Source organism: Hydrocarboniclastica marina (genome assembly GCF_004851605.1).
GTDB lineage: Bacteria > Pseudomonadota > Gammaproteobacteria > Pseudomonadales > Oleiphilaceae > Hydrocarboniclastica > Hydrocarboniclastica marina.
In genome coordinates, this window is record NZ_CP031093.1 from 1481856 (window position 1) to 1508855 (window position 27000).

A 27000-nucleotide genomic window follows, 5' to 3' on the forward strand; every position below is an offset into this window, starting at 1 on the left:
CGTCGGGGCTGAATCTTGCCTCTTTTTTGGGTAGAATCTGCGCTCTTTTTGGACCAGAGCCAAAGCTGCGAGAACACGCGGGGCGGCGGTATACGAGGTAGAACAATCGCCATGGGCGTGTCGGAACCGGCACCCGGGCGTGTTTTATTCAGACATTACTGAACCACGAGGCTTAAAAATGACAGAGCGAGTCAAAGTCGGCGACCTGCAGGTTGCCAAAGTTCTTTATGACTTCATTAATAACGAAGCCCTGCCGGGTACCGGTGTGGACAAGGAGCAGTTCTGGACCGGTCTTGACACTCTGGTTCACGACCTTGCACCGCGTAATAAATCGCTGCTACAGAAGCGCGATGATATTCAGGCCAAGCTGGACGACTGGTACCGCGAAAACCAAGGTCCGATAAACCTGTCAGAGTATAAGCAGTTCCTCAGCGAGATCGGCTACCTCGTACCCGAAGGCGACGATTTTCAGATCACCACCAACAACGTCGATCCTGAAATTGCCAAGCTCGCGGGGCCTCAGCTGGTTGTTCCCATCTCCAATGCACGGTTTGCCCTGAACGCCGCCAACGCCCGCTGGGGTAGCCTGTACGACGCACTCTACGGCACTGATGTGATCCCCGAAAATGACGGCGCCGAGAAAGGACGGGGTGGCTACAACCCTGTTCGTGGTGCCAGGGTTATCGATTATGCCCGTCGTTTTCTTAATGAGAGCGCGCCTCTGGCAAAGGGCAGCTATGCCGATGCGGTGGGTTACGCCATCAACAATGGCAAGCTGATCGTGAAGCTCCAGAACGGGGATGAGACCGGCCTGAAAGATTCTGCCCAGTTCGCGGGCTACCAGGGCGCTGAATCATCGCCCACAGCTGTGCTTCTGAAGAACAACGGTATTCACTTTGAGATTCAGTTCGATCCCAGCCACCCGATTGGCAAGGATGATCCTGCGCACGTCAAAGACGTACTGATGGAGGGCGCGCTGACCACCATCATGGATTGCGAGGACTCAGTCGCCGCCGTCGATGCGGACGATAAAACGCTGGTTTACCGTAACTGGCTCGGGCTGATGCAGGGCAACCTGGTAGAAAGCTTTGCCAAGGGCGGCGAGCAGGTGACGCGCCGCATGCACGCCGACCGCGAATACAAGACCGCATCAGGCTCTACCCTGACCCTACCGGGGCGCAGCCTCATGTTTATCCGTAACGTTGGGCACCTGATGACCAACGAAGCCATCCTCGACAAGAACGGCGACGAAGTGCCTGAGGGCATCATGGATGGGGTTGTTACTTCGATGATCGCCATTCACGACCTGAAGAGCGCCGGACCGATCCGTAACAGCCGCTCTGGCAGCGTGTATATTGTGAAGCCCAAGATGCACGGGCCGGAGGAGGTCGCCTTCACAAACGAGCTGTTTGGCCGGATTGAAGACATGCTGGGCCTTTCTCCGATGACCCTGAAAGTCGGGATCATGGATGAAGAGCGCCGCACCACAGTCAACCTCAAAGAATGTATTCGGGCGGCGAAAGAACGTACCGTCTTTATCAACACCGGTTTCCTCGACCGTACGGGCGATGAGATCCACACAAGCATGCTTGCCGGGCCGGTAGTTCGCAAAGCCGCTATGAAGCAGCAGCCATGGATTACCAGTTACGAAGACTGGAACGTCGATATCGGCCTCGAGACGGGTCTCAAGGGACGCGCTCAGATCGGTAAGGGCATGTGGCCCATGCCCGACCTGATGGCGGGCATGATGGAGGCAAAGACTGCCCATCCCAAGGCCGGGGCCAATACGGCCTGGGTACCATCCCCGACCGCGGCAACCCTGCACGCTATCCACTACCATCAGATTAACGTGGCCGCGGTTCAGGAAAAGCTGGCAGGTCGCACGCGCGCGCGCCTCGACGACATTCTGACGGTGCCTCTGCTGCAGGATCCGGCTGCCCTTACCGATGACGAGAAGAAGCAGGAACTCGACAACAACGCCCAGGGCATCCTTGGCTACGTGGTCCGCTGGGTCGAGCAGGGTGTAGGTTGTTCCAAGGTTCCCGACATCAACGACGTTGGCTTGATGGAGGACCGAGCGACGCTGCGGATTTCATCACAGCACATCGCCAATTGGCTTCACCACGGCATCTATACCGAAGATCAGGTCATGGAGTCCATGAAGCGCATGGCGGCGGTCGTGGACCGTCAGAACGAGGGTGACCCCAACTATCGGCCCATGGCCGGCAACTTTGATGACAGCGTTGCTTTCCAGGCTGCCTGTGATCTGGTGCTGAAGGGTGGGGAGCAGCCCAACGGCTACACCGAACCACTTCTGCACGCGTACCGTCGCAAGGCAAAAGCCAAGTACGGATGCTGAGCGTCTGAGAACGTAAGCAAAAAGCCCACCAATCGGTGGGCTTTTTCATTCGCGAGGTGTTTGTGTGCAGCCTGCGCAGTTCTAGCCTATATCCCGTCTCTCGCATGCTTCCAGCGCATTCTGGAGCAGGGTCGCAATCGTCATCGGGCCGACACCGCCCGGGACTGGCGTAATCCAGGCCGCGCGCTCCCGCGCGGCGTCGAACTCGACATCGCCGCAGAGCTTGCCCGAATCGAGTCGGTTCATGCCCACATCAATGACTGTTGAGCCGGGCTTGACCCATTCGCCTTTGATCAGTCCTGGCTTACCTGCGGCAGCGACAAGAATATCCGCCTGTGCGACATAGCCTGCGAGGTCCTGGGTGAAGCGATGGGCCACAGTAATGGTCGCGCCTTTTAGTAGTAGTTCCAGCGCCATCGGACGGCCAACAATGTTGGATGCACCGACAACCAGTGCATGGGCACCTTTATAGTTCGTGCCGATACTGTCGAGTAACCTGATGATGCCGGCCGGCGTGCAGGGACGCAGTTCAGGCTTGCGTTGGCAAAGCCGGCCCAGATTGTAAGGGTGAAAACCGTCGACGTCCTTGTCTGGGTGTATTCTCAGTAACAGCGGGTCCGCATCCAGGTGAGGAGGCAGCGGGAGCTGAATCAGAATACCGTCGACTTCGGGATTGTCGTTGAGATCATCTATCAGCGACTCCAGCTGTACTTGAGTCGCGTCGGCGCCAAGGTCGTACTGGAATGAGGCAAAGCCCACGCTCTCGCAGTCCCGTCTTTTATTGCGGACATAAATCTGGGAAGCCGGATCTTCGCCAACCAGCACGACAGCGAGGCCGGGCGCGCGTTTGCCGTCCTGGAGTCGCTTTTTTACCCTCGCGCTAACTTCCTCCCGAACCGTTGCCGAAACCTGCCTGCCGTCTATGAGTTTTGCCGTCATGAATGGGATAGCCCTGTCTGTGCTGCGTCTTCGAAAAGATCGACCTTAAAAAGGGGAGTATTGTCGCATGAAATGAGCCTGACCGCGCGCCGTACGCGGAGCACGGGTGTTCAACCTGTAATAGACGAAGTCCCGGTACCTGTTGACGAAGCCCGTTTTGGTCGGTATTATTCGCGCCAACTTGCTGGAACAGAAAGTGTTCAGCAGTTTTCGGGGTATAGCGCAGTCTGGTAGCGCGCCTGCTTTGGGAGCAGGATGTCGGGAGTTCAAATCTCTCTACCCCGACCAATTTTTTTGCAACAGACGTCGCGCGGGTTCATGCCCGCGAATAGTCGGGCTTAGCGGCTGGTCGCCTGTTCAAGCGAGCAAGAAGCGTATTGCGCCCGTAGCTCAGCTGGATAGAGCAACGGCCTTCTAAGCCGTAGGTCGTAGGTTCGAGTCCTACCGGGCGCGCCAAGTATTGCCTTTGAATGATCTGACAGAACCCCTGGCTTCTGGTCGGTTATTCTAAAAAAAAGAAGTTGCTATGGTGGACGTAGCTCAGTTGGTAGAGCTCAGGATTGTGATTCCTGCGGTCGAGGGTTCGAACCCCTTCGTCCACCCCATTTTTAGTTGACTGCGCATATCGCGTAATTTCCCTGATTGTTTCTGTAACTCCCTGTTTATGCGAAAGTGGCGGAACTGGTAGACGCGCTGGATTTAGGTTCCAGTGGGGCAACCCGTGAGAGTTCGAGTCTCTCCTTTCGCACCATCCCTTCCAGTCTTCTCGGCTATACGTGCTCGTCAGGTCTGTCATGTGGGCGAACCGCTGCAACCTATGCCGGGCGCACTCGTTTTACTCGCTCCACTTCAGTCAAGCCCTTTCTCCTCCGTCCATAAACCGTGGTAAACTTGCGGATTACTCTGCACTGGGCTTGTCACAGACCTAGGCATGTTTCTAATATGCAGCCCTGTTTTATTCATCTAACCGAAACGACGATAGTTTTGAGGATCATTCATGCAAGTTTCTGTTGAAACGACGTCCGGTATTGAACGTCGGATGACCATTGGCGTACCTGCCGTTAAAGTCGATCAGGAAGTCGAGAAGCGCCTGCAGAAGACTGCGAGCACCGTGAAAATGAACGGCTTCCGCCCCGGTAAAGTCCCGCTCAAAGTGGTTCGTCGTCGTTTTGGTGAAGGTGTGCGCCAGGAAGTCATTGGCGAAGTGATGCGTGATTCCTACATGGAGGCGCTCGAGAAGGAAAAGATTTCCCCGGCGGGTTGGCCCCGGTTCGAGCCCAAAGTTGTTGAGGCAGGCAAGGATCTTGAATTCATTGCGGTATTTGAAGTAATGCCAGAGCCCAAGCTGGGTGACCTGTCAGAGCTCAAGGTCGAGAAGCCGGTCGCCGAGATCAAGGCGAAAGATGTCGACAAGATGATCGACAACCTGCGTCTCCAGCAAGCTGAGAATAAAGAAGTAAAACGCAAGTCCAAGAAAAAGGACATCATGACTATCGATTTTGTCGGCAAAATCGATGGGGAAGCGTTCGAAGGTGGCAGTGCTACCGACCACCGGCTGACCCTTGGTTCAGGGCAGATGATTCCGGGCTTCGAAGAGGGCTTGATCGGTGCCAAGACCGGAGAGGACGTTTCACTCGAAGTAACTTTTCCGGAGGACTACCAGAACAAAGAACTCGCGGGCAAGCCTGCAACATTTGACGTAACCGTCAAGAAGGTTGAAGAGCCCCAGTTGCCTGAACTCAATGCGGAGTTCTTCGAGAAATTTGGTATATCGGTAGATACCGAAGAAGCGTTCCGCGCAGAAGTTGAAAAGAACATGGAGCGGGAACTGAAGAATGCCATCAACACAAAGGTAAAAAACCGGATCGTTGACGGGCTGCTCAAGACCAGCGAACTGGAAGTCCCCAAAGCGCTGGCGGAGCAGGAAATCGGACGTCTGAAGGAAGACGCCGTCAAGCAATTCGGCGGTCAGATGCAGGCCTCACAGCTACCCAACGAGATTTTCCAGGAGCAGGCTGAACGTCGAGTCAAGACCGGGCTTATCTTCCAGGCGCTGATTCGCCAGAACGACCTTGAAGCGGATCAGGCCAAGGTCGACGAGAAAATCGAAGAAATTGCGTCTACCTACCAGGAACCTGAGGAGGTTATCCAGTTCTATAAGAATGACCCTCAGCAGAAGGCGCAACTGGAGTCATTGGTTCTGGAAGACGCAGTGGTCGATTTTGTTATGGCTCAGGCCAAGGTCAAGGAAAAGAAGGTCAGCTACGAGGAAGCGGTCAAGCCTGCTCAGCCCGGTGCTGAGTCAGACGAAGACTGATTATTACCTGTTCAGTCGTGTACCCCGCTCCGCCGGCGGTACTCGGCTGACCTGTAGCAGCCGGGCTTTAAGCAGGAAAATTAATGATTTTCCTCGCCCAAACGTACACCGGCCTACTAGACTTCACGTCAGTTAGGGCAGCAGGACTGTCCTTTGACACTTTTAATCTGGCGAGAAGCCCCCACCTTTGCCGCAAGGCCCCCCGGCAGGGCGGCAGTTCAAGGGAAGCGGGCAGGGTTCGATACTTGTGCCAGCCAGTCAGGACAAAGAGAGCAGAGATTCAATGAGTCAAGCACCCTACGACGGACCGTCAATGATTACGAACGCTGGTCTGGTACCGATCGTTATCGAGCAAACGGCTCGTGGCGAACGGTCCTTTGACATTTTCTCACGCCTCCTGAAAGAGCGCGTTATCTTCATGGTGGGCCAGGTCGAAGACCACATGGCCAACCTGGTGGTTGCACAGCTTCTCTTTCTTGAGTCTGAAAACCCCGATAAAGATATCCATCTGTACATAAACTCGCCGGGCGGCTCGGTTTCTGCAGGCATGTCTATTTACGACACGATGCAATTCGTCAAGCCTGACGTATCCACGCTATGTGTAGGACAGGCCGCTAGCATGGGTGCGTTTCTGCTCGCCGGTGGTGCTAAAGGAAAGCGTTACTCGCTGCCTCATTCGCGCTTCATGATTCACCAGCCGCTGGGTGGCTACCAGGGTCAGGCGTCAGACATCGAGATTCACACCCGCGAAATTCTGAAAATCCGCGAGACGCTTAACCATCGTCTGGCCGAACACACCGGTCAGCCGCTCGAGAAGATAGCAGCGGATACGGACCGTGATAATTTCATGGATCCTATTCAGGCCAAGGAGTATGGGCTCATCGACGCTGTGCTTGATAAGCGTGGCGATCTTAAATAATACTGAGATTGGCCGAGTCTTTTGATGTTGGTGCCAGGGCTGCGGCTTTAGCAGCAAAAAGCCACGACGATCACCGACCGCAAGTAACAGAGGTATTTCAATGGCAGATGAGAGAAACGGCAGGGGCGACGACAACGGCAAGTTGCTGTACTGCTCGTTTTGCGGCAAAAGTCAGCATGAGGTCCGCAAACTCATTGCAGGGCCTTCGGTTTTCATCTGCGATGAATGCGTTGATCTTTGCAACGACATAATCCGTGAGGAGATTCAGGAGAGCGCGCAGGAAGACACAGGCGACCGGCTGCCATCCCCTCAGGAAATCAAGACGACACTTGACGAGTATGTCATCGGCCAGGACCGAGCCAAGGTCGTCCTGTCGGTAGCTGTTTATAATCACTATAAGCGGTTGCGTTTCGGTGAGGGCAAGGGTGCAGATGTCGAACTCGGTAAGAGTAACATTCTCCTGATCGGACCGACGGGGAGTGGTAAGACCCTGCTGGCTGAAACCCTTGCGCGGATGCTGAATGTTCCGTTTACCATTGCCGACGCTACGACTCTGACAGAGGCGGGCTATGTCGGGGAAGATGTCGAGAACATCATCCAGAAGCTGTTGCAGAAATGCGATTACGATGTTGAGAAGGCGCAGCGCGGTATTGTCTACATCGATGAGATCGACAAGATCTCCCGGAAGTCTGATAACCCCTCGATCACCCGGGATGTGTCCGGCGAAGGCGTTCAACAGGCTCTGCTCAAACTGATTGAAGGCACGGTCGCATCTGTGCCGCCGCAGGGTGGCCGTAAACATCCTCAGCAGGAGTTTCTGCAGGTGGATACGGGCAATGTTCTGTTTATCTGCGGTGGCGCTTTTGCCGGGCTGGACAAGGTTATTCGAGACCGCTCAGAGCGGAGTAGTATCGGCTTTTCGGCCAATGTCATAAGCCAACAGAGCCAGAAGACGGCCTCCGACGTGCTGAAAGACGTGGAGACCGAAGACCTCGTAAAATATGGTCTGATTCCCGAATTCGTCGGTCGGTTGCCTGTAGTGGCCACACTGGAAGAACTCGACGAAGAGGCCCTTGTGGAGATTCTGACTCAGCCGAAGAATGCTCTGACCAAACAGTTCCAGAAGCTCTTCGAGATGGAGGATGTGGAACTGGACTTCAGGGAAGACGCGTTACGGGCTGTTGCTCGTAAAGGGATGGAGCGGAAAACCGGTGCACGAGGCCTGCGCTCGATCATGGAAGCGGTACTTCTGGACACTATGTACCAGATTCCGTCTGAGACTGGTGTATGTAAAGTCGTGATCGACGAGAGCGTGATTCGCGGCGACTCTGACCCGATCAAGATTTACTCTAATACGGAACAGGCCAAGGCCGTCCCGGAAGATTAATAGTCGTTACCGAAACGCCCGCTATTCGCTGCAGTGCTACGTCGTAGTTGCTACAGTGATAGGCGGGCTTTTTTGCGTATAGAGGCTACAGATTAGAAGTTCTTCCGACATTGTAATTTCGCATTCCGCCCCCAATTTATATCATCTGCCATACTTAAGGAGGCTCTTGAGTAACGCCTATCGTGGCGTAGGGGCGATCCAGCCGGTTGCCATTTTCACTCCGGTAATACACCGGCTCCAGTAAGAGGAAACGCCATGACCGATCTGAATCAGGCAGCGCCGTTTGAACAATATCCCATGCTGCCGTTGCGCGACGTTGTCGTGTTCCCGCACATGGTTGTACCGTTGTTTGTCGGGCGTGACAAGTCGATCAAAGCCCTCGAGGCGGCGATGGACGGCACCAAGAGGATTCTTCTGGTTGCCCAGCGCGATGCTGGAACCGATGATCCCGAAGCTGGTGACATATACCCCGTCGGCACCCTGGCCACCGTCCTGCAGATGCTGCGTTTACCAGACGGTACCGTGAAGGTCCTGGTAGAAGGTAACACCCGGGCCAGAATCGACGAGATAGCCGAAGGGCCTTACCTGTCTGCGCTGGTAGAGGAAATAAACGACCAGCGCGTGGAAGAGCGCGAAGGGGAGATACTGGTCCGCACGCTACGGGAAGAGTTTGAGAAATTTGTGAAACTCTCCAAAAAAGTGCCGTCCGAGGTCAGCAATTCCCTGAGCGGCATAGAGGATATTAATCGCCTGGCGGACACGATGGCGGCTCATCTGGAGCTTAAGATTCCAGAAAAGCAGGCGCTGCTTGAAGATGTCGACATTCACAAACGGGTGGAGACGCTGCTTGGCAAGCTCGACAGTGAAATTGATCTTATCGAAGTTGAGCGGCGCATCCGCGGCCGGGTGAAGAAACAGATGGAGCGCAGTCAGCGCGAGTATTACCTGAGCGAGCAGATGAAGGCCATCCAGAAAGAGATGGGCCAGATGGGAGAAGGTGGCGGCGACTTCGAAGAGCTGGAGCAGCGCATAGAAGCCGCAGGCATGCCCCAGGAAGCGCGCAAAAAGGCCGACGCCGAACTCAATAAGCTGAAGATGATGTCGCCCATGTCGGCAGAAGCCACAGTGGTCCGGGGCTACATTGACTGGCTGCTGGCCATGCCGTGGAAGAAGCGTAGCCGGGTGCGCCATGATATTGACCGCGCGCGGGACATCCTGGATGAAGACCATTACGGGCTGGACGAGGTCAAGGAACGCATCCTCGAATACCTGGCCGTCCAGAACCGTGTGCGCAAACTCAAAGGCCCGGTGCTGTGTCTTGTGGGTCCCCCGGGCGTCGGCAAAACATCTCTGGGCCGCTCTCTCGCACGCGCTACAAACCGTCAATACACCCGCATGGCGCTAGGCGGCGTACGTGATGAGGCTGAAATACGGGGTCACCGGCGCACTTACATTGGCGCGTTACCCGGCAAGATGCTGCAGAAGCTCTCCAAGGTCGGTGTGCGCAATCCGCTCTTCCTCCTTGATGAGATCGACAAGATGGGGATGGATCATCGCGGTGATCCCGCGTCGGCGCTTCTGGAGGTGCTTGACCCGGAACAGAACCATACTTTCAGCGACCACTACCTCGAGGTTGATTTTGATCTGTCGGATGTGATGTTTGTCTGCACCTCGAACTCCATGAATATCCCATCGGCTTTGCTTGACCGGATGGAAATCATTCGGATCCCTGGCTATACCGAGGATGAGAAGGTCAATATTGCCGAGCGCTATCTGCTGCCTAAGCAGCTTGAGGCTAACGGCCTGAAGAAGGGCGAGCTTGAAGTCCCGGACGAAACAATGCGGGCGCTGGTGAGGTACTACACCCGGGAGGCGGGTGTGCGGAACCTTGAGCGTGAGATAGCCAAGCTCTGCCGCAAAATCGTGCGGGAGAACGTGGAGAAGAAAGCGGTCGAACTACGTGTTCTGCAGCCCGATGATCTTGAAGCCTACTCGGGCGTCCGTAAGTTCAAGTACGGCCTGGCGGAGGAAAAGAACGAAGTCGGGCAGGTGACTGGCTTGGCCTGGACCCAGGTAGGGGGGGAGCTGCTGACCATTGAGTGCGCACTCACTAAAGGCAAGGGTCGGGTTGTCAAGACGGGTTCGCTGGGTGATGTCATGCAAGAGTCCATTCAAGCAGCTCTGACGGTGGTTCGGAGTCGGGCGCCAGGGCTCGGTATTGCTGATGATTTTCACGAAAAGCAGGACCTTCACGTTCACGTACCTGAAGGGGCAACGCCAAAAGACGGTCCAAGCGCAGGTATCGCGATGTGTACAGCACTGGTTTCGGCCCTTACGGGCATCCCCGTCCGGGCCGATGTTGCGATGACCGGTGAAATTACTCTGCGTGGAAAGGTGCTGATGATTGGCGGTCTGAAGGAGAAGTTACTGGCCGCGCACAGGGGCGGTATAAAGACCGTTATTATCCCCGAGGAGAACATGCGGGATCTTAGGGAAATACCCGCTAACATAAAGGAATCATTGGAAATTCGTCCTGCGAAATGGATCGATGAAGTGCTCGATATTGCGCTTGCGTATCAGCCTGAGCCCCACGCAGTCGGGCCTAAGACAGAGGGTGGGTCCAACCCCCGGGAGGATGGAAGTGAGAGTGAGGAGCGCGTGAACACCCACTGAAAGCTTGCGCTTCGGTTGACACCGATTCAGAGCCGTTGGTATAACTACTTTCGTCGTGAGGCAGCCAGTACCAAGGGCTCCGGCGCAATTCGCTAGCTTAATTGGGATGCAAGTTCAACAATGGAATTCTCCGGATTGCTGTGCCATAGTCGGAGGCGGCCAGAAACAACAAACCAAAAGCTCACATCTCTAATCAGAAATCGAAGGGGTTTAGTGTGAATAAGTCTGAATTGATCGACTCTATTGCAGCTTCAGCAGATATTTCCAAGGCCGCCGCCGGGCGCGCGCTTGACGCAATGACCAGTTCCATTACTGACGCGCTCAAGCAAGGTGACCAGGTTACTTTGATCGGCTTTGGTACCTTCCAGGTGAAGGAGCGCGCTGCTCGCACTGGTCGCAATCCCCAAACCGGCGCGGAGATCAAGATTCCGGCCTCAAAAGTTCCGGGCTTCAAGGCCGGTAAGTCCCTTAAGGACTCTGTAAAGTAAGACATATCTGATTTGGTCCAGCGCTTCGGACCGGGAACCAGGCATCCCTCACACCGGGGCGCAATTGAACTGTTAACGATCTATTCATGGACCCGAAGGGCGCATTCTTACCGGATGCGCCTTTTTTTTCGCAACCGGAAGGCAAGATCTCCCGATAGCGTAGCAATCGCTAGCTCATCTGGAGCAACTGCCGCAAACTGTGTGTTGGTTCGTTTGTTGCCGTACGCTTGAGCAGCTAAAATCCGCCAACGCGAAGGCAAAGCTCAGCCGTTGGCAAACGGTATAAGCAAGAGCTTGCCTGCTCACTCCAAAAATGGTCGCCGCCTCACAACGTGTCGAGAACAGCATGCTTCAGGATATTCGGGATAATTCCCAAAGCACTATCGCAAAAATCATCGTCGTAGCCGTCATCGTCTCGCTTTCGATATTTGGTGTGGACGCCATTATCGGTGGGTTCGGAGGGGAGCCGGCTGTTGCGACGGTCAACGGTAACGACATTACTGAGCGCGAGTATCAGCGGGCGGTGCAGACGCGGCGTCAGCAAATCCTTTCGGAAATGGAACGCCCGGATCCCACCTTGCTTGATGAAGGGGCGATCAATCGCGAAGTGTTGGAGATAATGATCAACCGTTCGCTGATCTATCAGGATGCAAAGGATCGCGGCCTCGAGCTTTCCGATGCAGAGATTGACCAACTGATCACTTCGATGCCTGTCTTTCAAGTCGACGGGACGTTCAGCCAAGAACGTTTCCTGGGCCTCGTCCGAAACCGGGGGATGGGCGTTCAGGAGTTCAGAGATGCCCTCCGTCGCGATTACATCGCAAGCCAGGTTCAGGCGACTGTTGCAGGCAGCACCTTTGCGGTTCCCGCAACCAGTCGGGAACTGCTTACTCTGCAGCAGCAGCAACGTGAGATCGCAACTCTTACGCTCGAACCGTCGCTGGTCGCTGACGAGATAACAGTAGAAGAGAGCGAAATCGAGGCCTATTACGGCGACAATGCAGAAGCATTCATGCGGCCGGAAACCGTCGACGTTGCCTGGATCGCGATTGACCGCTCCGACTTAAAAGATGCTGTAGAGGTGTCCGAAGACGACCTTCGCGAGCTGTATGAGAAGCGCCTTGCGGGGATGGAGGCACGGGAAGAGCGCCGTTCAGCCCATATTCTTCTGGTGCCGGAGAGCGGTGATGAGGTGGCGCAGGAAAGAATAGATGAGGTTCAGCAAGCGCTTGAGCGCGGCGATGATTTTGCAGATGTTGCCGAGCGCCTCTCAGATGATCCGGGCTCAGCTGACGCTGGCGGCGAGCTAGGTTTTGCGAACCGGGACAGTTTCGACCCAGCTTTTTCTGATGCGCTTTTTGCTATTGAAGAAAAGGGTGAGGTGTCGGGGCCGGTAAAAACGTCCTATGGCGTTCATTTCATCAAGCTGCTCGAGACCCGGACCCTCGACAAGCCAGAGTTTGAGGACTTGCGCGACAATCTCGAAGATGAGATCGCGAGCGAGCGTGCGGATCAGCGCTACATCGAACTGACCGACCGGCTAGCCGATATTTCGTTCTCCGCCTTTGACCTCGAAGGACCTGCAGCGGAACTTGACCTGGAGGTGCAACACATTGATGGCGTCAGTCGGGAGAGCAACGAGGCGCCTTTTGATCACCAGGGACTGATTCGCCAGATTTTTTCCAGTGATGTCCTTGAGGAGGGCAATAACTCAGAAGTGGTAGAGGTTGCGGACGGCTTGTCGGTTGTCGCTCGGGTACGCGAACATCATCCTGAACAGAAGCTTGCGCTTGAACGGGTAAGAGACGATATCGAGGCAACGCTTCGCGAAAACAAGATCGCCGAAGCGCTGGCAGAACGGGCAGAAGAGATGCTGGAGCGCTTGCAGCAAGGGGCTGCCCCGGAAGAGGTGGCAGAAGGGATCGACGCGAACTGGACTGCTGGCACGATGGTAAAACGAGACTCGCCAGACATCGCGAGCCCGGTGCTCGAAGCCGCGTTTCGTCTGCCTCACCCTGAAGATCAGCCCGTTTACGGTCGTGCGGACGTTCCTGCCGGAGTGAGCCTGATCCAGCTAAGGGCTGTCGAGGTTCCATCTGTGTCAGCTGACGACCCGCTCATCGCCCAGATCCAGAATATTGTCGCGCGCCAGTACGGAGGCCAGGTAGCTCAGCTGTACCTGGAGGCCCTCCGGAAAAGTGCCGAGATCGAACGGCTACAATAACTGTATCGTGACAGTGGGCCCCGGCCTGAGCGTATCCCGCTTCGTGCCGGTTTGTTTGGGTCAGAACTTGTTCATTAGGAAGCTGAAGAATCATTGGCTGACCCGGGTATCTGCCTGCGGCCCTTGCACGGCAAGGGCTGTTGATTTGAGTACCAGTTATCTTTAAGAGAGTTTCATTTTGGGTATCGTGGCCTAACGCGAAGTGCTCAGCCTGAGTGTGCTTTGCACACGTGGTAAGTCGTGAAGAGCACTCGGCGCTTTCTGTAAACCGGCGGTAAGGAAACGAAGGTGTCGGAACTCTGCATAGTACCCGGGGATGTCTTGGCCCATGATCAGCATCGACCGGTACCATTCGCTTTGCCCTCCAGCGGTCTAGTTCAGCCACAGGGATCAATCTGACATGATAATGGTCTTGGCGGGTTCACTGCTCACGTTCAATCTTTTCCATGAAACAATGGCCGTAGAGCCGTTTGAGCGGAGCGCTATTGCGATAGAGCAGCGCGTGGACGGAAGCAATCATGACCTTCTCAATAGAGTTAAAGTCGAGCCGCTAGTTGAACAAAAGTATCGCAACATAGTCAGGCAGGCGTATGACTACAGTTGTGGTGCCGCAGCCCTGACCACGATTTTGCGGTTCTACCTGGGCCGGAATCTGCAGGAGCGGCAGGTCATGGAAGGGCTGCTCCATTACGGTGAAAGCGAGAGAATCGTTCAGCGTCGCGCCTTTTCCATGCTGGATATGAAGCGGCTTGTTACGGCACTAGGTTACCCCGCTGGCGGTTTTCGGGCTTCTCTTGAGGATCTTACCGGGCTTGACCACCCAGCTATTGTTCCCATAACCCACGCAGGTTTTAAACATTTCGTCGTCGTCAGGGCGGTCCGGGACGGGCGTGTTTTTATCGCTGACCCGGCCGTAGGCAATTTGTCCTTTACCATTGCTCAATTTGAAGAAAAGTGGGATGACCAAGTGCTTTTCATTGTCTTCCCCGGGGGTAACAAGCCTGTTGATGCGTTGGAACTAAGGGAAGAAGACCTGCGTTTTGTCGACGACCAGACCTTCACTCTGATGGCCATGCAACGGCTGCCTGAATTCCATGAGGCGACCCAACGACGCCTCCAGAACGAGTTGGAAAGACAGAAGAATAATCCTGACGGGTCCGCCGAAAACACGCGCAAGCAGCTGCATTTCCGTCGTAATTGATCAGTTCAAGGCAGCCGTTTACTGAACTCTTGACCTTCATGCTCAGTTAATGGCCGATAAAAATAATGAACCTTTTCAGGAAAAGGGAGTTGGGATGAAACCTTGGGTCTTACGGAGTCTGTGTCTCTGTTTAACGCTCTCGCCTTTACAGGCCCTGGCGCAAGAACAGGAAGACACCAGTAGTGTCGATGAAGCCCGGGAAGCCTTGTCGCGTCAGGAGGAGGATGAGGATACCAGTCGCCAGTTGGAAGAGGTTTTTCAGGCAGCTGAGGAAAATTATTCCTTGTTGAAAGCCGGCAGCATGTCGCTGAAGTATTCCTTTGACTATGACTACACTGGCGACCAGCGCATTGATCTGGAGCTCGTAAATAATTCGATCCGAAACCTTGACGTCACCCCGAGCGCCACTCATAAGTTTACCAACTCCTTTTCTTTCGACTACGGGCTGCTCAATAACGTAACGCTGGGCGTTCGGGTTCCTTTTGTAGTGAAATACGATACTCAGGATGACACCCAGGTGTCGGACCTGGGTGACTTGTCGTTCACTACGCGGTGGCAGCCGCTGCCCTATGTTCCTGGTACAACGTCAATCACCCTCTACGGCAGCCTGAATTCCAAAACAGGGGTCAGTCCGTATGAGATCGATATAAATCGCCAGTTGTCGACGGGCAGTGGCTATTACACCGTCTCGGGTGGCGCCAGCCTGTCAAAAGTGCTGGATCCCGTGGTTATTTATGGATCTGTGGGGCTGGCTTATTCAGTCAAGGAAGAGGATGTCAACCAGGTTCGTGGCAGTCGATTGCTCGACTCAGTAGAACCAGGCTTCGGGTTGAACGGCTCTGCCGGGTTTGCGTACTCGCTATCCTACGATATTTCGCTCAGCGCATCAGTTCAGGTCGCCTACAACGACGAGACTGTTCTTGAGTTCAGCGACGGTAGCCAGGCGGTAGCCCAGGATCAGATGACCGGTATCATCAATTTCTCGCTGGGTACCCGTGTATCGGAAACCACAATTATCAATACCAATGTCGGTTTTGGCCTTACCGAAGATGCCCCTGACTTCAGTATCGGTGTTTCCCTGCCCATCAACCTTGCAGGTCTTAAAGAGTGACGTTGTTTGCAAGTGCGCGGGAAGGGAAAAACGACATGTGGAACAAGACGGTCAGACTTGGTTGCTTTTTCGCGTTAGCGCTGACTACGTTTGCCGCGAACGCGCAATTGGTTCAGAACGCGCTGATACACCCCAAGGCTCTCGCCTTAGGCAATGCTGTGACCGCAGATCCTCCGGGTATGATGTCGATCCACTACAACCCGGCGGGCTTGACGCGGTTGGACGATCGGCAGCTCGAAGTCAATTTCATGAACATCTATCTGGATATTGACGCCGACTTTATTGCCCCCGAAGGCTACGAAATATTTGGCATCGATGGGGTTGAGAATGACCCGATCGCCAACAGCCACAGTCACACCAACACCGTTGCGGTTTACATACCCGGTTTCGGTTTGCAGAAGTTGCCAGTTCCCATAGCGGCCGTGCCCTCCGGCGGGTTTTCCGTGCGAGAGCCTGGATCCAAGTTTACCTTTGCAAATGCTTTTTATATTCCTTTTGCAGCCGGATACCACCGCAGCAACTCAGACCCCGGAAAGTACTACCCCAGGGCTACCGCTATACAGCGCGTTACTTACCTGTCGCCATCCGTGGGCTACCGCATTAACGACGAGTGGTCCGTTGGTGCCGGGATACACCTGTCTCACTTCGGCCTGGCGGTTGATCAGTCGATGCGGGCGCCTAACCTTCTACTGGGTATGGCAGAAGTACTGCAGGATGCCTTCAGCTGTGAGAGTGGGGATGAGCCGCTCTCGCCCTGGCTGACACTATGCGGCGGTAATGTTGGTCCGTTCGATGACATCGGCGTTCTCAATCTCGACTTGCAGGAAACCATCTCGCCCACATACGCACTCGGCGTTACATGGGAGCCCACGCCCTGGTTTGCCTGGGGCGCGGCCTATACATCCGCAGCGGACATGAAGCTGAAGGGCAAGTTCGAAATTGAATACACAGACGATTGGTCCGGCTTCTGGCAGCGGTTCAACGGATCAGTGCTCGGGGCAATAACCTCCGCTATTTTGAGCCTGCCTTCGGGCGCTCCGGAAGAGCGAGGGAACGTCTCCGCTGATTTTACTTATCCTCAGCACTTCCAGACCGGCATCAGTATGGACCTGCACCCTTTACTGTCCGTTAATTTCGATGTCGGCTGGACCGATTACAGTGCGTGGGATGCGTTGGACCTTGAATTCGACCGCACCCTCGAGTTCCTCAACGCTGCCCGAATACTTTCACCTGACAATGCTACCGGTAACACTCTGAAGTTCCCGCTTGGGATGCAGGATGTTTGGAACTGGGGCATAGGCACCGAGCTTCACGCCTCAACCCGACTCGATCTCAGGGCGGGTATCGAAGTTCGTGATTCGGTGATTCCGAGCGGGTCCAGGACAACCATGGCGCCCTTTGGGGATGTACTCATGTATAACGTCGGTTTCGGCTATCGCTGGGATAAAGACACCATGGTCGACGCCTCACTCAGTTACCTGCACTCGGTTGAATACATTCCGGCCGATACCAGCTGTGCACTCAACTGCGACAATATCACCAACATCATCTACAACCCCTACGCGGGGATGGATGTCAAAACGTCGCTACGGCTGGCCTTGGCCGGTATCTCTTTCCGCACTAAATTCTGAGGTGTTGACACGCCGAAATCGGAATCCGGTATGTCAGCCTGAACGGTGCGATCATGATCAGAGGAGATTGCCGTGAGCGCGTCGAAAAGAGCTTTCGGGGCCGTAACTCTGGCTTGTCTACTGCTAGCGACCCCAGCGCACGCAGATCGTTACTACACGTGGGTAGACGAGCAGGGCGAGCTACGGACCACGATAGTTAATGAACCCAAGTTGCGCACAGGTGATAAAAGTCCCGCCACGAGTCCGGATGCGCCTCCTGGGGATGAAAGCCAGCCTTCTCAGTCCCGCGATTTGGAGGATAGGCCTCCAGCGGGGGCGGGACTTTTTGGCCGGCCCTCCGATGATCCCGTTTTTAATCTTGAAAATTTCCCTGATGCAGAGGCGCTGGAAGCAGCCGGGTACGTTCGTGAAGGTGATCCGCAGCCTTTCTTTACCTGGACTGACGCGACCGGCACTGTACTCAACTCGCCCTTTAACCCAGGCAAAGAGAAGAACCTGCAACGTGAGAAGGAAGCAGTGAGCCTTCTGGACACCGCCGGAGCAACGAAGTTTTCAGAGGCACGTACGTCCAGGCGCGCCGGCGCTTTACCAGCAGAGGCTGGGCCAAACGCTGCCACTGTGCTCGGCCTTCAGGGCGATTCCCCCGAGCTTGTGGAGCGCTTTGACGCAGTCTGCTGCGAAGCACTTCGCCGGGGTGATATTCATCAACTCGATACTGACAGGGGCACCTCGGTTCGAGTAGACGGTTCCTCCCCTGTGTTTGATTTTCCGACAGGACGGAGCCCGTATCGAATTGTCCAGCTCCCGGAACAAGCCAATTTGGTTCCGTTGACAATAAGAAGTTTCATCGACGGCGGCGTCTTCTTGCCGACGCTGGTTTTTCTCGATGCTGACTGGCGGCCTATTCGCGTTGTGACTGATATAGAGTTCACCTACGAGCCAGAATCGTGGTACCGCTATGGCTACCTCGAGGCCAGTTTGCCCGTAGAGTCCGAGGCGCAGGAGCGCTGGCTGGTTGTTTTGAGCAAGAGTGAAGACCTGCGAGGCGAAGGACTCCGGGCAAGCAGCACCGATGCTTCGCTGCCAGACAAAGTCCGAGCAGCCGGTTCTGGTGAGATTGAGCTGAGCCTCGATTCGTCGGTATTCTAACGGGCAGGTTGAGAGGGTAGCAGCTGCGGTTGAGTTTCAGGTTTCTCCGGATTCACCCACGCCTGAGATAGCCAGTAAAAGTTTCCGTCCTGCTGAGGGTAGGTGCAGTTGTAACGGGATCTGCGTCCCGGGAACGCGTTTCTGGCCTTGATCTCCACTACTCCCTTCTGTAGCGCCCTGGCCGGGATTCGGCCCTCTCCGGGAGCAAAACAGGTAAGTTTCGCCACATCCCACCCTTCCGGTAGCGCCAGCTTCCACCGTGGTGGATTCTCCTTGATGACCGTTGACGGCATTTCCGATTTTTCTGCGGGCATCGCGTCTGAAAGCAGCTTGTCCGTCAGGGCGGGCAGGGCGCCATAAGCGTTAGATGCGGGAAACCGCGGCAATGCGGTCGGGTCGGAGCAGGTTCCCACGGGGCCGCTTTGCTGTCCGTAGGCCAGCCAGTTCCTATCCCGGACGGCTGCTTGCGCAATTTCGCTATATTCGCCGTAAGGGTAAGCAAACAGCCTGGGCGATAGGCCCAGACGCCGTTTAAGGGTGTTGTCGGCGTTTGAGAGCGCAGAGTCGACACGAGCGTTTAGCTGGTCCCTGGATTCCCCGGGGACAGCAACTAGATGACGGTGATCGCTGGTATGATTGCCGATCGTCACCAGTTCAGATTCTGCAAGTTCTCTCAGTTGCTCCCAGGACATGTACCCAGCACTTTTACGCTCAATCGCATCGGTATTGACGAAAACCGTAAAAGGCAGCCGTGCCTGTTCGAGGATGGGCCAGGCTGTGGTGTAGACGGATTCATAGGCGTCATCAAAGGTAAGTGCAACCTGCTGGGGGGAGATCTCCGGTGGCACCAGTGCCTCTGTCGTACCCTTTTCAAGATTAACGACTTTGAGGCCAAGCTCGTTTATGCGTTCCAGCTGCTGCCGGAACAGCTCGGGGCTGGTGCTGGTTGCCGCAGGCGTTTCGTCTGAAATATGGTGGTACTGCAAGATAACCAGAGCGGCGTTGAGCGGTCCTGAGAAACAGACACTGACAGCTAGAACAATGCGACAGAATGAGTACATCGAGCGGGGCCATAACGGTCGTTGAACGAAAGTATCAGCCAGCATGGCGCAGATGCCTGCGCACCACTGCTATTGCGTGGTTGATAGATTGCAATCGGCCCGGCTTGCCGCCTCGATCCGGATGATGAAGCATAGCCAGCCGGCGGAACTGAAGGTTTGCTGCTCGGGCATCCTGTGGCGGCCAGTCCAGTTCCAGATCATCACAGGCCTGTTTCAGAGCGTCGTCTGACGGGCGCTGAATGCCCTGCCAGAAATCATCCAGCATAGACTCGATTACGTTGGACTCTAATCGCAGATTATGCAGGTCAAGGTAAAACTCGGCGAGGGGATCATCCCCGTGGTCAGGCAGACTTGTGCCACTAGGGGGCGCGCCTGGCCGAAGAATGATGTTAAGTGCGTTAATATGCAGAGTCTCGCCACCTTCACTGATCAGTGTGGTGCGCAGACGATAAAGCGCATGAAACACCAGAAAGTGCACGGGATAAAGAGCTGCGGGCTCTCGAAAATTAATGGGTTCGAGAATATTCCAGTCAGGCGCCTGCAGGATTTTCAGCAGAGCGTGCTCAGAAAGCCCCGCAGGATGGCTGCGCAGGATCTGTTCCAGGGCTACTTCCAGAACAGAAACCAGCTCAGGGATAGCGCGGTGAGCTGTGGATTCGGCAGCATTATTGGGCATGGGCGGTCTTATCTGAAGCTCCGGAATCTGGCTTCGCGAATAGTCGTACGCAAAACGCTCTGGTTAATCCTGCTGCGCGCATCCTCTGGCCGTAATAATAGCAGATGGCCTATCGTCAAGCGTTGCGGCAGCGTTACTCTAGAGTCTGGCACGAGATATGCGATCTGTCAGGCCGGTTGGGGCAACCCCGGCACGAAATGGCTGACCACGCGTTGCAACTGGCGTTGACCATGCTGTCTTGGTCGAGCTGGTTTTGTCCTGTCGCTATTCGGCTTATACTGCCGCTCGAAAATCCCCGCATTCTGGCAGGAAAGGCCGTCCATGACCGACTCAGCTCAGCTACCGAAGTCCCGAAAAACGGAACTCAGCCGCCTGGAGAAAAATCTCCGCCACGAGGTCGGTCGGGCGATCGCGGATTTTTACATGATCGAGGACGGCGATAAGGTCATGTGCTGCCTCAGTGGTGGCAAAGACTCTTATACCATGCTCGACATTCTGCTGGTGCTACAGCGACATGCGCCGATCAGATTTGAGCTGATCGCGGTTAACCTCGACCAGAAACAGCCGGGTTTTCCTGAGCACGTCCTGCCCGACTACGCGCGTTCGGTCGGGGTGGAGTTTCACGCAATTGAGAGGGACACCTACAGCATCGTCAAAGAGAAGGTGCCCGATGGAAAGACAACCTGTGGCCTGTGTTCGCGCCTGCGCCGGGGCATTCTCTACGATTTCGCTGTGGACCACGGCGTCACCAAGATCGCTCTGGGACACCACCGGGACGACATTCTGGAGACGCTGTTTCTGAACATGTTCCACGGCGGCAGCCTGAAGGCGATGCCGCCAAAACTGAAAAGCGACGATGGACGCAATGTCGTTATTCGGCCGCTGGCCTACTGCCGCGAACGGGATATTGAGCGTTACGCTGAAATGCGCCAGTTCCCGATCATTCCGTGCAACCTGTGCGGTTCCCAGGAAAACCTCCAGCGCCAGTCGGTCAAGACCATGTTGCGCACATGGGAACAACAATTCCCCGGACGCATTGAAAGCCTGACCCGGGCGGTGGGCAATGTGGCCCCGTCCCATCTTATGGATCCCCGGCTCTATGACTTTTCATCCCTGAGCGAGCGGAAGCCTTCGGGCGTCAACTCTGACATCAACTCTGATATCAACTCTGGCGCTAACACCGCCGATACCACTTTCGGCAGACTGGACGTAATCAACATCTGACGCCCATCGGTTTTTTGCGGGGCCTGCCGCATGCGCCGAAGCGCCCGGCAGGGGAGAGTCTCATGGGGGAGCGTCTAGTGGGCAGCGCCGTGGAGCAGCATCCCGCGGACCGCCGGAATAGTCCATAGGCCGAACAGGACGATCATCCCCCCAGCAAGATGCCGGAACCAGTCGCGGTTGCGCCAGCGTTCAACGCGTCGGGCTGCCATACCGGTAGCAAACATGGCCGGCGCGGTGCCCAGCCCGAAAGCGGCCATAGCCAGAGCCCCACCGGCTGCGCTGCCCTGAAGTGCTGCCCAGCCCAACGTGCTGTAGACCAACCCGCACGGAAGCCAGCCCCAGGCAAGCCCCAGCAAAAGCGCTTTGGCCGGCGACGTGACCGGCATCAGCTTACGGGTGAGCGGGGCCAGTCGTGACCACAAGGGCATGCCGAGACGCTCGAGCTTTTTGACACCCTGCCACCATTGGCCGACTGAGAGACCGAGGGCGATCATCAAAAGCCCAGCACCTGTTCGCAGGACCGCGCCGGCATGCCCATGGCTCATTTCGAGGGCCATACCCGGCAGCGCTATAAGCGCCCCAAGGACGCTATAACTGGTAATTCTTCCCAGGTTATAGGTCGCGATGAGTGCGAACTGGCGGCGCCGGTAATGCGGGCCTACGGGAATCGCAAGCCCCAGCGATCCGCTGATTCCCCCGCACATGCCCAGGCAGTGCGCGCTACCAAAAAAGCCCAGCAACAGACCGCTAAGTAGGGTACCCAAAGTCAGCTCTATCATTGTTCAGGCTTGCCAGAAGGGGGCGCGCTATTCTTTGGCCTGGGCTGCTGTGCAGGAGCCCGGCCGGCTTCGGACCCGATCTCCTCTTGCTTTGCATCATCCGGAATCATGTCTTCGTCATCATCGTACAGAATGCTGTGTCCCGGGCGCTCCAGGTCATCCATCTGACCGCTTCGTACGGCCCAGAAAAAAACTGCTATGGCTATCCCCAGGAGGCCGAGGGATATCGGGATCAGCAAGTACAGTATTTCCATGTGAACTCCTCTTTCAGGCACCAGCGGGAATCAGAACGCGCTTAGGATAGGCCTGAGAACTGGGGGCGCTGATCGGCGTCCGGAACGGTCTTGGCAGGGCTGCTGTGCTCGCGGCCCAGGCGCATGGCATTGACGACAACGATGAGCGAGCTGAGAGACATACCAATGGCTGCGATCCAGGGTGGGACCAGTCCGGCAAGTGCAGCGGGCAGCGCCAGCACGTTGTAGCCCAAGGCCCAGGCCAGATTCTGCCGGATGACATTCCGCGTTCGGCGCGCGAGTACTATCACCGTGGGAAGAACGGCCAACCGACTGGATAAAAGAATGGCATCGGCTCGAAGTTGTGTCAGGTCGCTGGCGCCGCCCATGGCAATGGATAGCCGGGCGCCCGCCATAGCTGGCAGATCGTTGAGCCCATCCCCAACTACAGCGACACGGTGGCCCTCGCGTTCCAGCTGTTGCAAGCGGGCAAGCTTGGTCTCGGGTTGTGCTTCCCCCCAGGCCGTGTCTATGCCTAGCGCTTTTGCAGTCCTGTTGACGTGGAGCTGCTGGTCGCCACTGAGAAGCGCTACGTTCAGGCCCAGACCCTTCAGCGCCTGGATAGTTTCGGCAGCGTCCGGTCGGGGGTGGTCGTCCAGCTGGAAAGTCGCCAGCCACTGACCGTAGCGGCACAGATAGATGCGCACCCCCTGATCGGCTGTAGCTTGCGCAATCTCGACATCCGCTTCCCCGAGCACGAACGCTGCGCTGCCCAGATAAAGCCGCTCGCCGTCAATGTCACCGGAGAGTCCTTGGCCCAGGTGATTCTGGACGCCAGTGGCCTCAACACGGGAAGTGGCGGGGAACGCGCGAGCGATCGGATGCTCCGAGTGAATCTCCAGCGCCGCAGCCCAGTCCATTATCTGGTCACGGTCCGTTTCGGCGGCATGATCGACACTGGCCAGTTCAAGCGCACCCTGGGTAAGTGTGCCTGTTTTGTCGAACACCAGCATATCCACTGTAGCCAGCGTTTCGAGCGCGTAGCCTCTAGCTGGGAGGAAACCTTTGCGCCGCAGCGCTGAAGTAGCCGCAGTCAGCGCAGTCGGCGTGGCAAGCGAAAGCGCGCAGGGGCAGGTCACCACAAGGACGGAGAGCATTATCGCGAATGCATTGTCAGCGCCGGCAGCGCGCCAGCCAATGTATGCTGCAGCGGCAATAACCAATACAGCGGCTACAAAGTACCGCGCCACCTGATTGGCCAACTCGGCGGACCGCGGTTTCTCAGATTGTGCCTGATTCAGAATACGGGTAATCCCGGACAGCCGCGTCTGGTTGCCCGTTCGGGTGACTTTTATCCTCAACGGACTGCTTCCGTTGACAGTGCCGGCGACGACCGCTTCACCCGGCCCGCGGCTTACCGGTATGTATTCGCCGGTAAGCGCAGCTTCATTGATCTGGCTTTGCCCTGACAGAATGTCTCCATCGACCGGAATAACTTCGCCGGGCCGGACACGCACAATATCGCCGACAGCGGCCAACTCTGCAGCGACCAGCTCTTCGCCCCCGGCCTTTTCGCGGCGAGCCGCCACGGGAAGCATTGTAGCCAGGTCCCCGCCGGCGAGACCCGAGCGCAGGCGAGCGCGCGTTTCCAGGAACCGGCCCAGGGAAAGAAAGAACGTGAACATGCAAACGGCGTCAAAGAAGACTTCCTGGCCCCCGACTATTGTGATCCAAACGCTGGATACGTAGGCGATGCCAATACCCAGAGCGACTGGCACGTCCATTGTCAGGTACCGACTGCGTAGGTCCCGCCAGGCCGCCTCAAAGAATGGCCTCGCGCTAAACAGAACCACAGGCGTGGCGACCACGAGACTGGCCCAGCGGAAAAACAGATACTGGGTCTCACTGATGCCGCTGATGATGCCGAAGTACAGGGGAATCGCCAACATCATGCTCTGCATCATGCCGATGCCGGCCACGCAAAGCCGCAAAAGACTCTTTTTTTGCTGCTGCTGAAGCTGATCCTCAAGCTCATTTGAACTATAAGGCCGCGCCTCGAAGCCAAGCCGCCGAATGGCCAACAGAACTTCACTAAGGGAAATGCTCTGGGGATCCCAAGCAAGCGTCGCCCTTTGAGTTGTGTGGTTTATGGTGATTTCGCGGACGCCCGGTATTTTTTCCAGGTGGTGCTCAATCAGCCAGATACAGGCGGCGCAGGACAGACCCGTGACCATCAGGCTGGCCCGGTTGGTGCCGTCTGCTTCACGCTCGACGAAGCTACGCTGAAGAACGTCGTGGTCCAGCTCCAGCAACCGTTCCCGCTCGTTGTGACTGATCTCCTTCGGAGTAGGCGGCGATGCTGTCAGATGTTGATAGAAGTTGGCGAGGCCCTCTTCCTCAATCAACGCACTCACGGCCTTGCAGCCGCGGCAGCAGAAAATACGGTCCGGCGCCGAATCGGCGACCAGTGCGGTGTCCGGATCAGTTCGCTCGCCGCAGTGAAAGCAGGTACGGCGCTCAGGCATCGTCCGTTACCCTTTTGCGCCCTGGGGTGACAGCTGGATACTTTCACCTGGCTCGAATCGTGCCGCACCGTAGATCCGCCATTCATTGGACGCATCCCTGAGATCAAGGTACCAGCGGCCATCCAGCTTATCCGCCAACCGAGCCTCGAAATGATTTCCTGAGGTACGACCGAGCCTGATCAGGCTATCGCGGTTTTCCAGGGTAGGATGGATCAACCTGAGTATCAGGGTATCCGTGGGCAAGGGCTCATCACTTTCCAGTACGACATTGAGCACTCCAGACTCACTTAACCGGTACTCCGCAACCAGCCCTCGGGCCAGTGCTTCCCGGTCGCGTTTGAGCGTCTGGTTGATCGCTCGCCCTTCCTTGTAATAGTCATCGGTCACCAGCGCGTTTTCGGTTGTTACCGCCATGGTGATGAAGAAGGCCGAATAGATCACGGAGCACATCGGGATCCCCAGCAATACCCAAGGCCAGAATTGCCGGTACCAGGGTGTTGAGTCTGTGGAGCGCTGCTTCATAGTTGCCTCAGTTGGCGTAAGGTTTCATGTGTAAAATCATGGTATCAGTCGAGCCCGGCCGCGCAGCTGACCGGCTTCTAGTTCAGTTAACGGGGCCTATGAAGCTGCTGTTGGATTCTACTCGAACCGGATCGTCGCCATCAGAGCTGATGGTGAAGACAATATTTTCGCGACTCTCGTCCAGGCTTTCGGGTGGAGCGGTAACCACGGTCGGGACCGCGCGGTTTTCTCCGGGCGCAACCGTAACACGGCCGTTTGTCACCAGCTCAGCCCCTTCCAGCCCACCAACCGTAAGCTCGAAAGTCCGTTCCTCTAGCGATTTGTTCATAAGCTTGACGGTGTAGCTGTTCTCTACCAGTCCCTGGCCGGTCATTCGATAGAGCCCGCCGCGGTCACGCGAAACCTCAACATCAATTGGGCTTCGGTTAACAATGGTGAAGGCAACCGCAGCGATCATCAGCAGCAGAGCCGCGCCGTAGCCAACTGTGCGGAAGCGAAGGAACTTCGAAGGACGGCCCTCAAGTTCGTTCTCGGTGGCATAACGGATCAGGCCGGTCGGATAGTTCATTTTTTTCATTACATCGTCGCAGGCGTCAATACAGAGCGCACAGCTTATGCACTCATACTGCAGGCCGTCGCGAATATCGATACCGGTCGGGCAGACCTGTACGCACATATCGCAATCGATACAATCGCCGAGGCCAAGCTCCCTGGGATCGCTCTGCTTTTTCCGGCTACCGCGTGGTTCACCTCGAGCCGGGTCGTAGGTCACCATCATTGTATTGCGGTCGAACATGACCGACTGAAAGCGCGCGTAAGGGCACATGTAGAGGCAGACCTGCTCCCGCATCCAGCCAGCGTTTCCATACGTTGCCAGCGTAAAGAAAAAGACCCAGAAGTAAGCCCAGCCGCCGGCCTCGAGCGTTGCCAGGTCGACCAGGAGGTCCCGGATAGGATAAAAGTAGCCTACGAAAGTGATCCCGGTCGCAAGGCCAACGAGCAGCCAGAGCGCGTGTTTAAGCGATTTTTTACCTATTTTCGCAGCACTTGGCGGTGCTTTGTCGAGCTTCATCCGCTGGTTGCGGCTGCCTTCGACTCGCTCCTCGATCCACATGAAGACGAAGGTCCAAACCGTCTGCGGGCAGGTGTAGCCGCACCAAACCCGGCCGAACAACGTCGTGATGAAGAACAAACCGAAGGCCGCAATGATCAGGAAGCCCGTCAACAGGATGAACTCCTGAGGGTAGAAAACGCCTCCGAAAAGGTGGAACTCGCGTGCCGGTAAATTGAAATACAGCAGTGGTTCGCCGTTGATGGTGATCCAGCAGAAAAGGAAGTACATCCCCATCAGGCCCCAGAGCGAGTAGCGTCTGATGTGCTGATAGAAGCCTTCCACGTTCCGGACGTATATTTTCTCCCGGCTGGCGTACAGCTCCACCGGCTGGGCTTTTGCGGCACCATGTCCCGGCGTGGGTGGCTCATTTTCAGGGTCAATCTGGGTGACGGGAATCTGATTGTTCATCAGCAACCTCGCGGTAGGAATCCACTCAATTCATCGGTCTTCTCTGCTGAGGGCCGGTGA

General features: G+C 56.1%; 19 protein-coding genes, 4 tRNA genes and 1 pseudogene. 16 read left to right on the forward strand and 8 right to left on the reverse strand.

Features of this window, described 5'->3' with window-relative positions; genetic code table 11:
* Positions 1-178 precede the first annotated feature (178 nt).
* Positions 179-2359: a malate synthase G gene (locus tag soil367_RS06565; RefSeq protein ID WP_136548078.1), complete on the forward strand. Its 2181-nt coding sequence runs from the start codon at positions 179-181 to the stop codon at positions 2357-2359.
* A gap of 81 nt (positions 2360-2440) precedes the next feature.
* Here soil367_RS06565 and folD read toward each other — a convergent pair whose 3' ends face one another.
* Positions 2441-3298, reverse strand: a complete 858-nt coding sequence (folD, locus tag soil367_RS06570) for a bifunctional methylenetetrahydrofolate dehydrogenase/methenyltetrahydrofolate cyclohydrolase FolD (protein ID WP_136548080.1) — start codon at positions 3296-3298, stop codon at positions 2441-2443.
* A 211-nt stretch (positions 3299-3509) separates the two neighbouring features.
* Between folD and soil367_RS06575 the strand changes: the two genes are divergently transcribed.
* The 14 genes and pseudogenes from soil367_RS06575 to soil367_RS06640 all read left to right on the forward strand — a co-directional run bounded on the left by soil367_RS06575 (position 3510) and on the right by soil367_RS06640 (position 18398).
* Positions 3510-3586, forward strand: a tRNA-Pro gene (locus soil367_RS06575).
* Positions 3587-3677: 91 nt separating this feature from the next.
* Positions 3678-3754: transfer RNA gene (locus soil367_RS06580), tRNA-Arg, on the forward strand.
* 73 nt (positions 3755-3827) lie between these two features.
* Positions 3828-3903 (forward strand) — tRNA-His (locus soil367_RS06585).
* Between the two features lie 61 nt (positions 3904-3964).
* Positions 3965-4049: transfer RNA gene (locus soil367_RS06590), tRNA-Leu, on the forward strand.
* A 246-nt stretch (positions 4050-4295) separates the two neighbouring features.
* The gene (gene tig / locus soil367_RS06595) at positions 4296-5615 is read left to right on the forward strand and encodes a trigger factor (RefSeq protein WP_136548082.1); all 1320 of its coding nucleotides are present in this window, start codon (positions 4296-4298) and stop codon (positions 5613-5615) included.
* 313 nt (positions 5616-5928) lie between these two features.
* Complete coding sequence (gene clpP / locus soil367_RS06600) at positions 5929-6534, forward strand: ATP-dependent Clp endopeptidase proteolytic subunit ClpP (RefSeq protein ID WP_246065566.1); 606 nt, start codon at positions 5929-5931, stop codon at positions 6532-6534.
* Positions 6535-6634: 100 nt separating this feature from the next.
* Entirely contained in the window at positions 6635-7921 is a 1287-nt protein-coding gene (clpX, locus tag soil367_RS06605) for an ATP-dependent Clp protease ATP-binding subunit ClpX (RefSeq protein WP_136548086.1), read from the forward strand.
* Between the two features lie 255 nt (positions 7922-8176).
* Positions 8177-10594, forward strand: a complete 2418-nt coding sequence (lon, locus tag soil367_RS06610; protein ID WP_136548088.1) for an endopeptidase La — start codon at positions 8177-8179, stop codon at positions 10592-10594.
* A gap of 179 nt (positions 10595-10773) precedes the next feature.
* Positions 10774-11082: pseudogene (locus soil367_RS06615) on the forward strand (HU family DNA-binding protein); the annotation flags it as partial.
* Positions 11083-11428: 346 nt separating this feature from the next.
* Positions 11429-13306, forward strand: coding sequence for a SurA N-terminal domain-containing protein (locus soil367_RS06620; RefSeq protein ID WP_172962290.1), 1878 nt, complete (start codon positions 11429-11431; stop codon positions 13304-13306).
* Between the two features lie 400 nt (positions 13307-13706).
* Positions 13707-14507, forward strand: a complete 801-nt coding sequence (locus soil367_RS06625) for a C39 family peptidase (RefSeq protein WP_136548093.1) — start codon at positions 13707-13709, stop codon at positions 14505-14507.
* Positions 14508-14601: 94 nt separating this feature from the next.
* Positions 14602-15618: a transporter gene (locus soil367_RS06630; protein ID WP_136548095.1), complete on the forward strand. Its 1017-nt coding sequence runs from the start codon at positions 14602-14604 to the stop codon at positions 15616-15618.
* Positions 15615-17249 carry an OmpP1/FadL family transporter gene (locus soil367_RS06635; RefSeq protein ID WP_246065567.1) on the forward strand — a complete coding sequence of 545 codons (1635 nt, stop codon included), beginning with the start codon at positions 15615-15617 and terminating at the stop codon, positions 17247-17249. Before soil367_RS06630 ends, soil367_RS06635 begins: the two co-directional genes overlap by 4 nt.
* A gap of 72 nt (positions 17250-17321) precedes the next feature.
* Positions 17322-18398 (forward strand): MalM family protein, encoded by a 1077-nt coding sequence (locus tag soil367_RS06640; RefSeq protein ID WP_172962291.1) that lies wholly within the window; start codon positions 17322-17324, stop codon positions 18396-18398.
* Here the strand turns inward: soil367_RS06640 and soil367_RS06645 are convergent.
* On the reverse strand, positions 18395-19459 hold the full coding sequence (locus soil367_RS06645; protein ID WP_136548099.1) for a polysaccharide deacetylase family protein: 1065 nt from the start codon (positions 19457-19459) through the stop codon (positions 18395-18397). The genes soil367_RS06640 and soil367_RS06645 overlap by 4 nt on opposite strands.
* A 34-nt stretch (positions 19460-19493) precedes the next feature.
* A complete protein-coding gene (locus tag soil367_RS06650) occupies positions 19494-20135 on the reverse strand; it encodes a DNA-J related domain-containing protein (RefSeq protein ID WP_136548100.1) in 642 nt (213 codons plus the stop codon).
* Positions 20136-20456: 321 nt separating this feature from the next.
* On the opposite strand from soil367_RS06650, the gene ttcA reads away from it, so the two are divergent.
* The gene (ttcA, locus tag soil367_RS06655) at positions 20457-21359 is read left to right on the forward strand and encodes a tRNA 2-thiocytidine(32) synthetase TtcA (protein WP_136548102.1); all 903 of its coding nucleotides are present in this window, start codon (positions 20457-20459) and stop codon (positions 21357-21359) included.
* Positions 21360-21433: 74 nt separating this feature from the next.
* Here the strand turns inward: ttcA and soil367_RS06660 are convergent, their stop codons facing one another.
* The 5 genes from soil367_RS06660 to ccoG all read right to left on the reverse strand — a co-directional run bounded on the left by soil367_RS06660 (position 21434) and on the right by ccoG (position 26940).
* On the reverse strand, positions 21434-22123 hold the full coding sequence (locus tag soil367_RS06660) for a sulfite exporter TauE/SafE family protein (RefSeq protein WP_246065568.1): 690 nt from the start codon (positions 22121-22123) through the stop codon (positions 21434-21436).
* A gap of 11 nt (positions 22124-22134) precedes the next feature.
* Positions 22135-22392, reverse strand: coding sequence for a cbb3-type cytochrome oxidase assembly protein CcoS (ccoS, locus tag soil367_RS06665; RefSeq protein ID WP_136548106.1), 258 nt, complete (start codon positions 22390-22392; stop codon positions 22135-22137).
* A 41-nt stretch (positions 22393-22433) separates the two neighbouring features.
* Positions 22434-24896, reverse strand: a complete 2463-nt coding sequence (locus tag soil367_RS06670) for a heavy metal translocating P-type ATPase (RefSeq protein WP_136548108.1) — start codon at positions 24894-24896, stop codon at positions 22434-22436.
* Positions 24897-24902: 6 nt separating this feature from the next.
* Positions 24903-25418, reverse strand: a complete 516-nt coding sequence (locus soil367_RS06675; RefSeq protein ID WP_136548110.1) for a FixH family protein — start codon at positions 25416-25418, stop codon at positions 24903-24905.
* Positions 25419-25500: 82 nt separating this feature from the next.
* On the reverse strand, positions 25501-26940 hold the full coding sequence (gene ccoG / locus soil367_RS06680; protein ID WP_136548112.1) for a cytochrome c oxidase accessory protein CcoG: 1440 nt from the start codon (positions 26938-26940) through the stop codon (positions 25501-25503).
* Positions 26941-27000 lie beyond the last annotated feature (60 nt).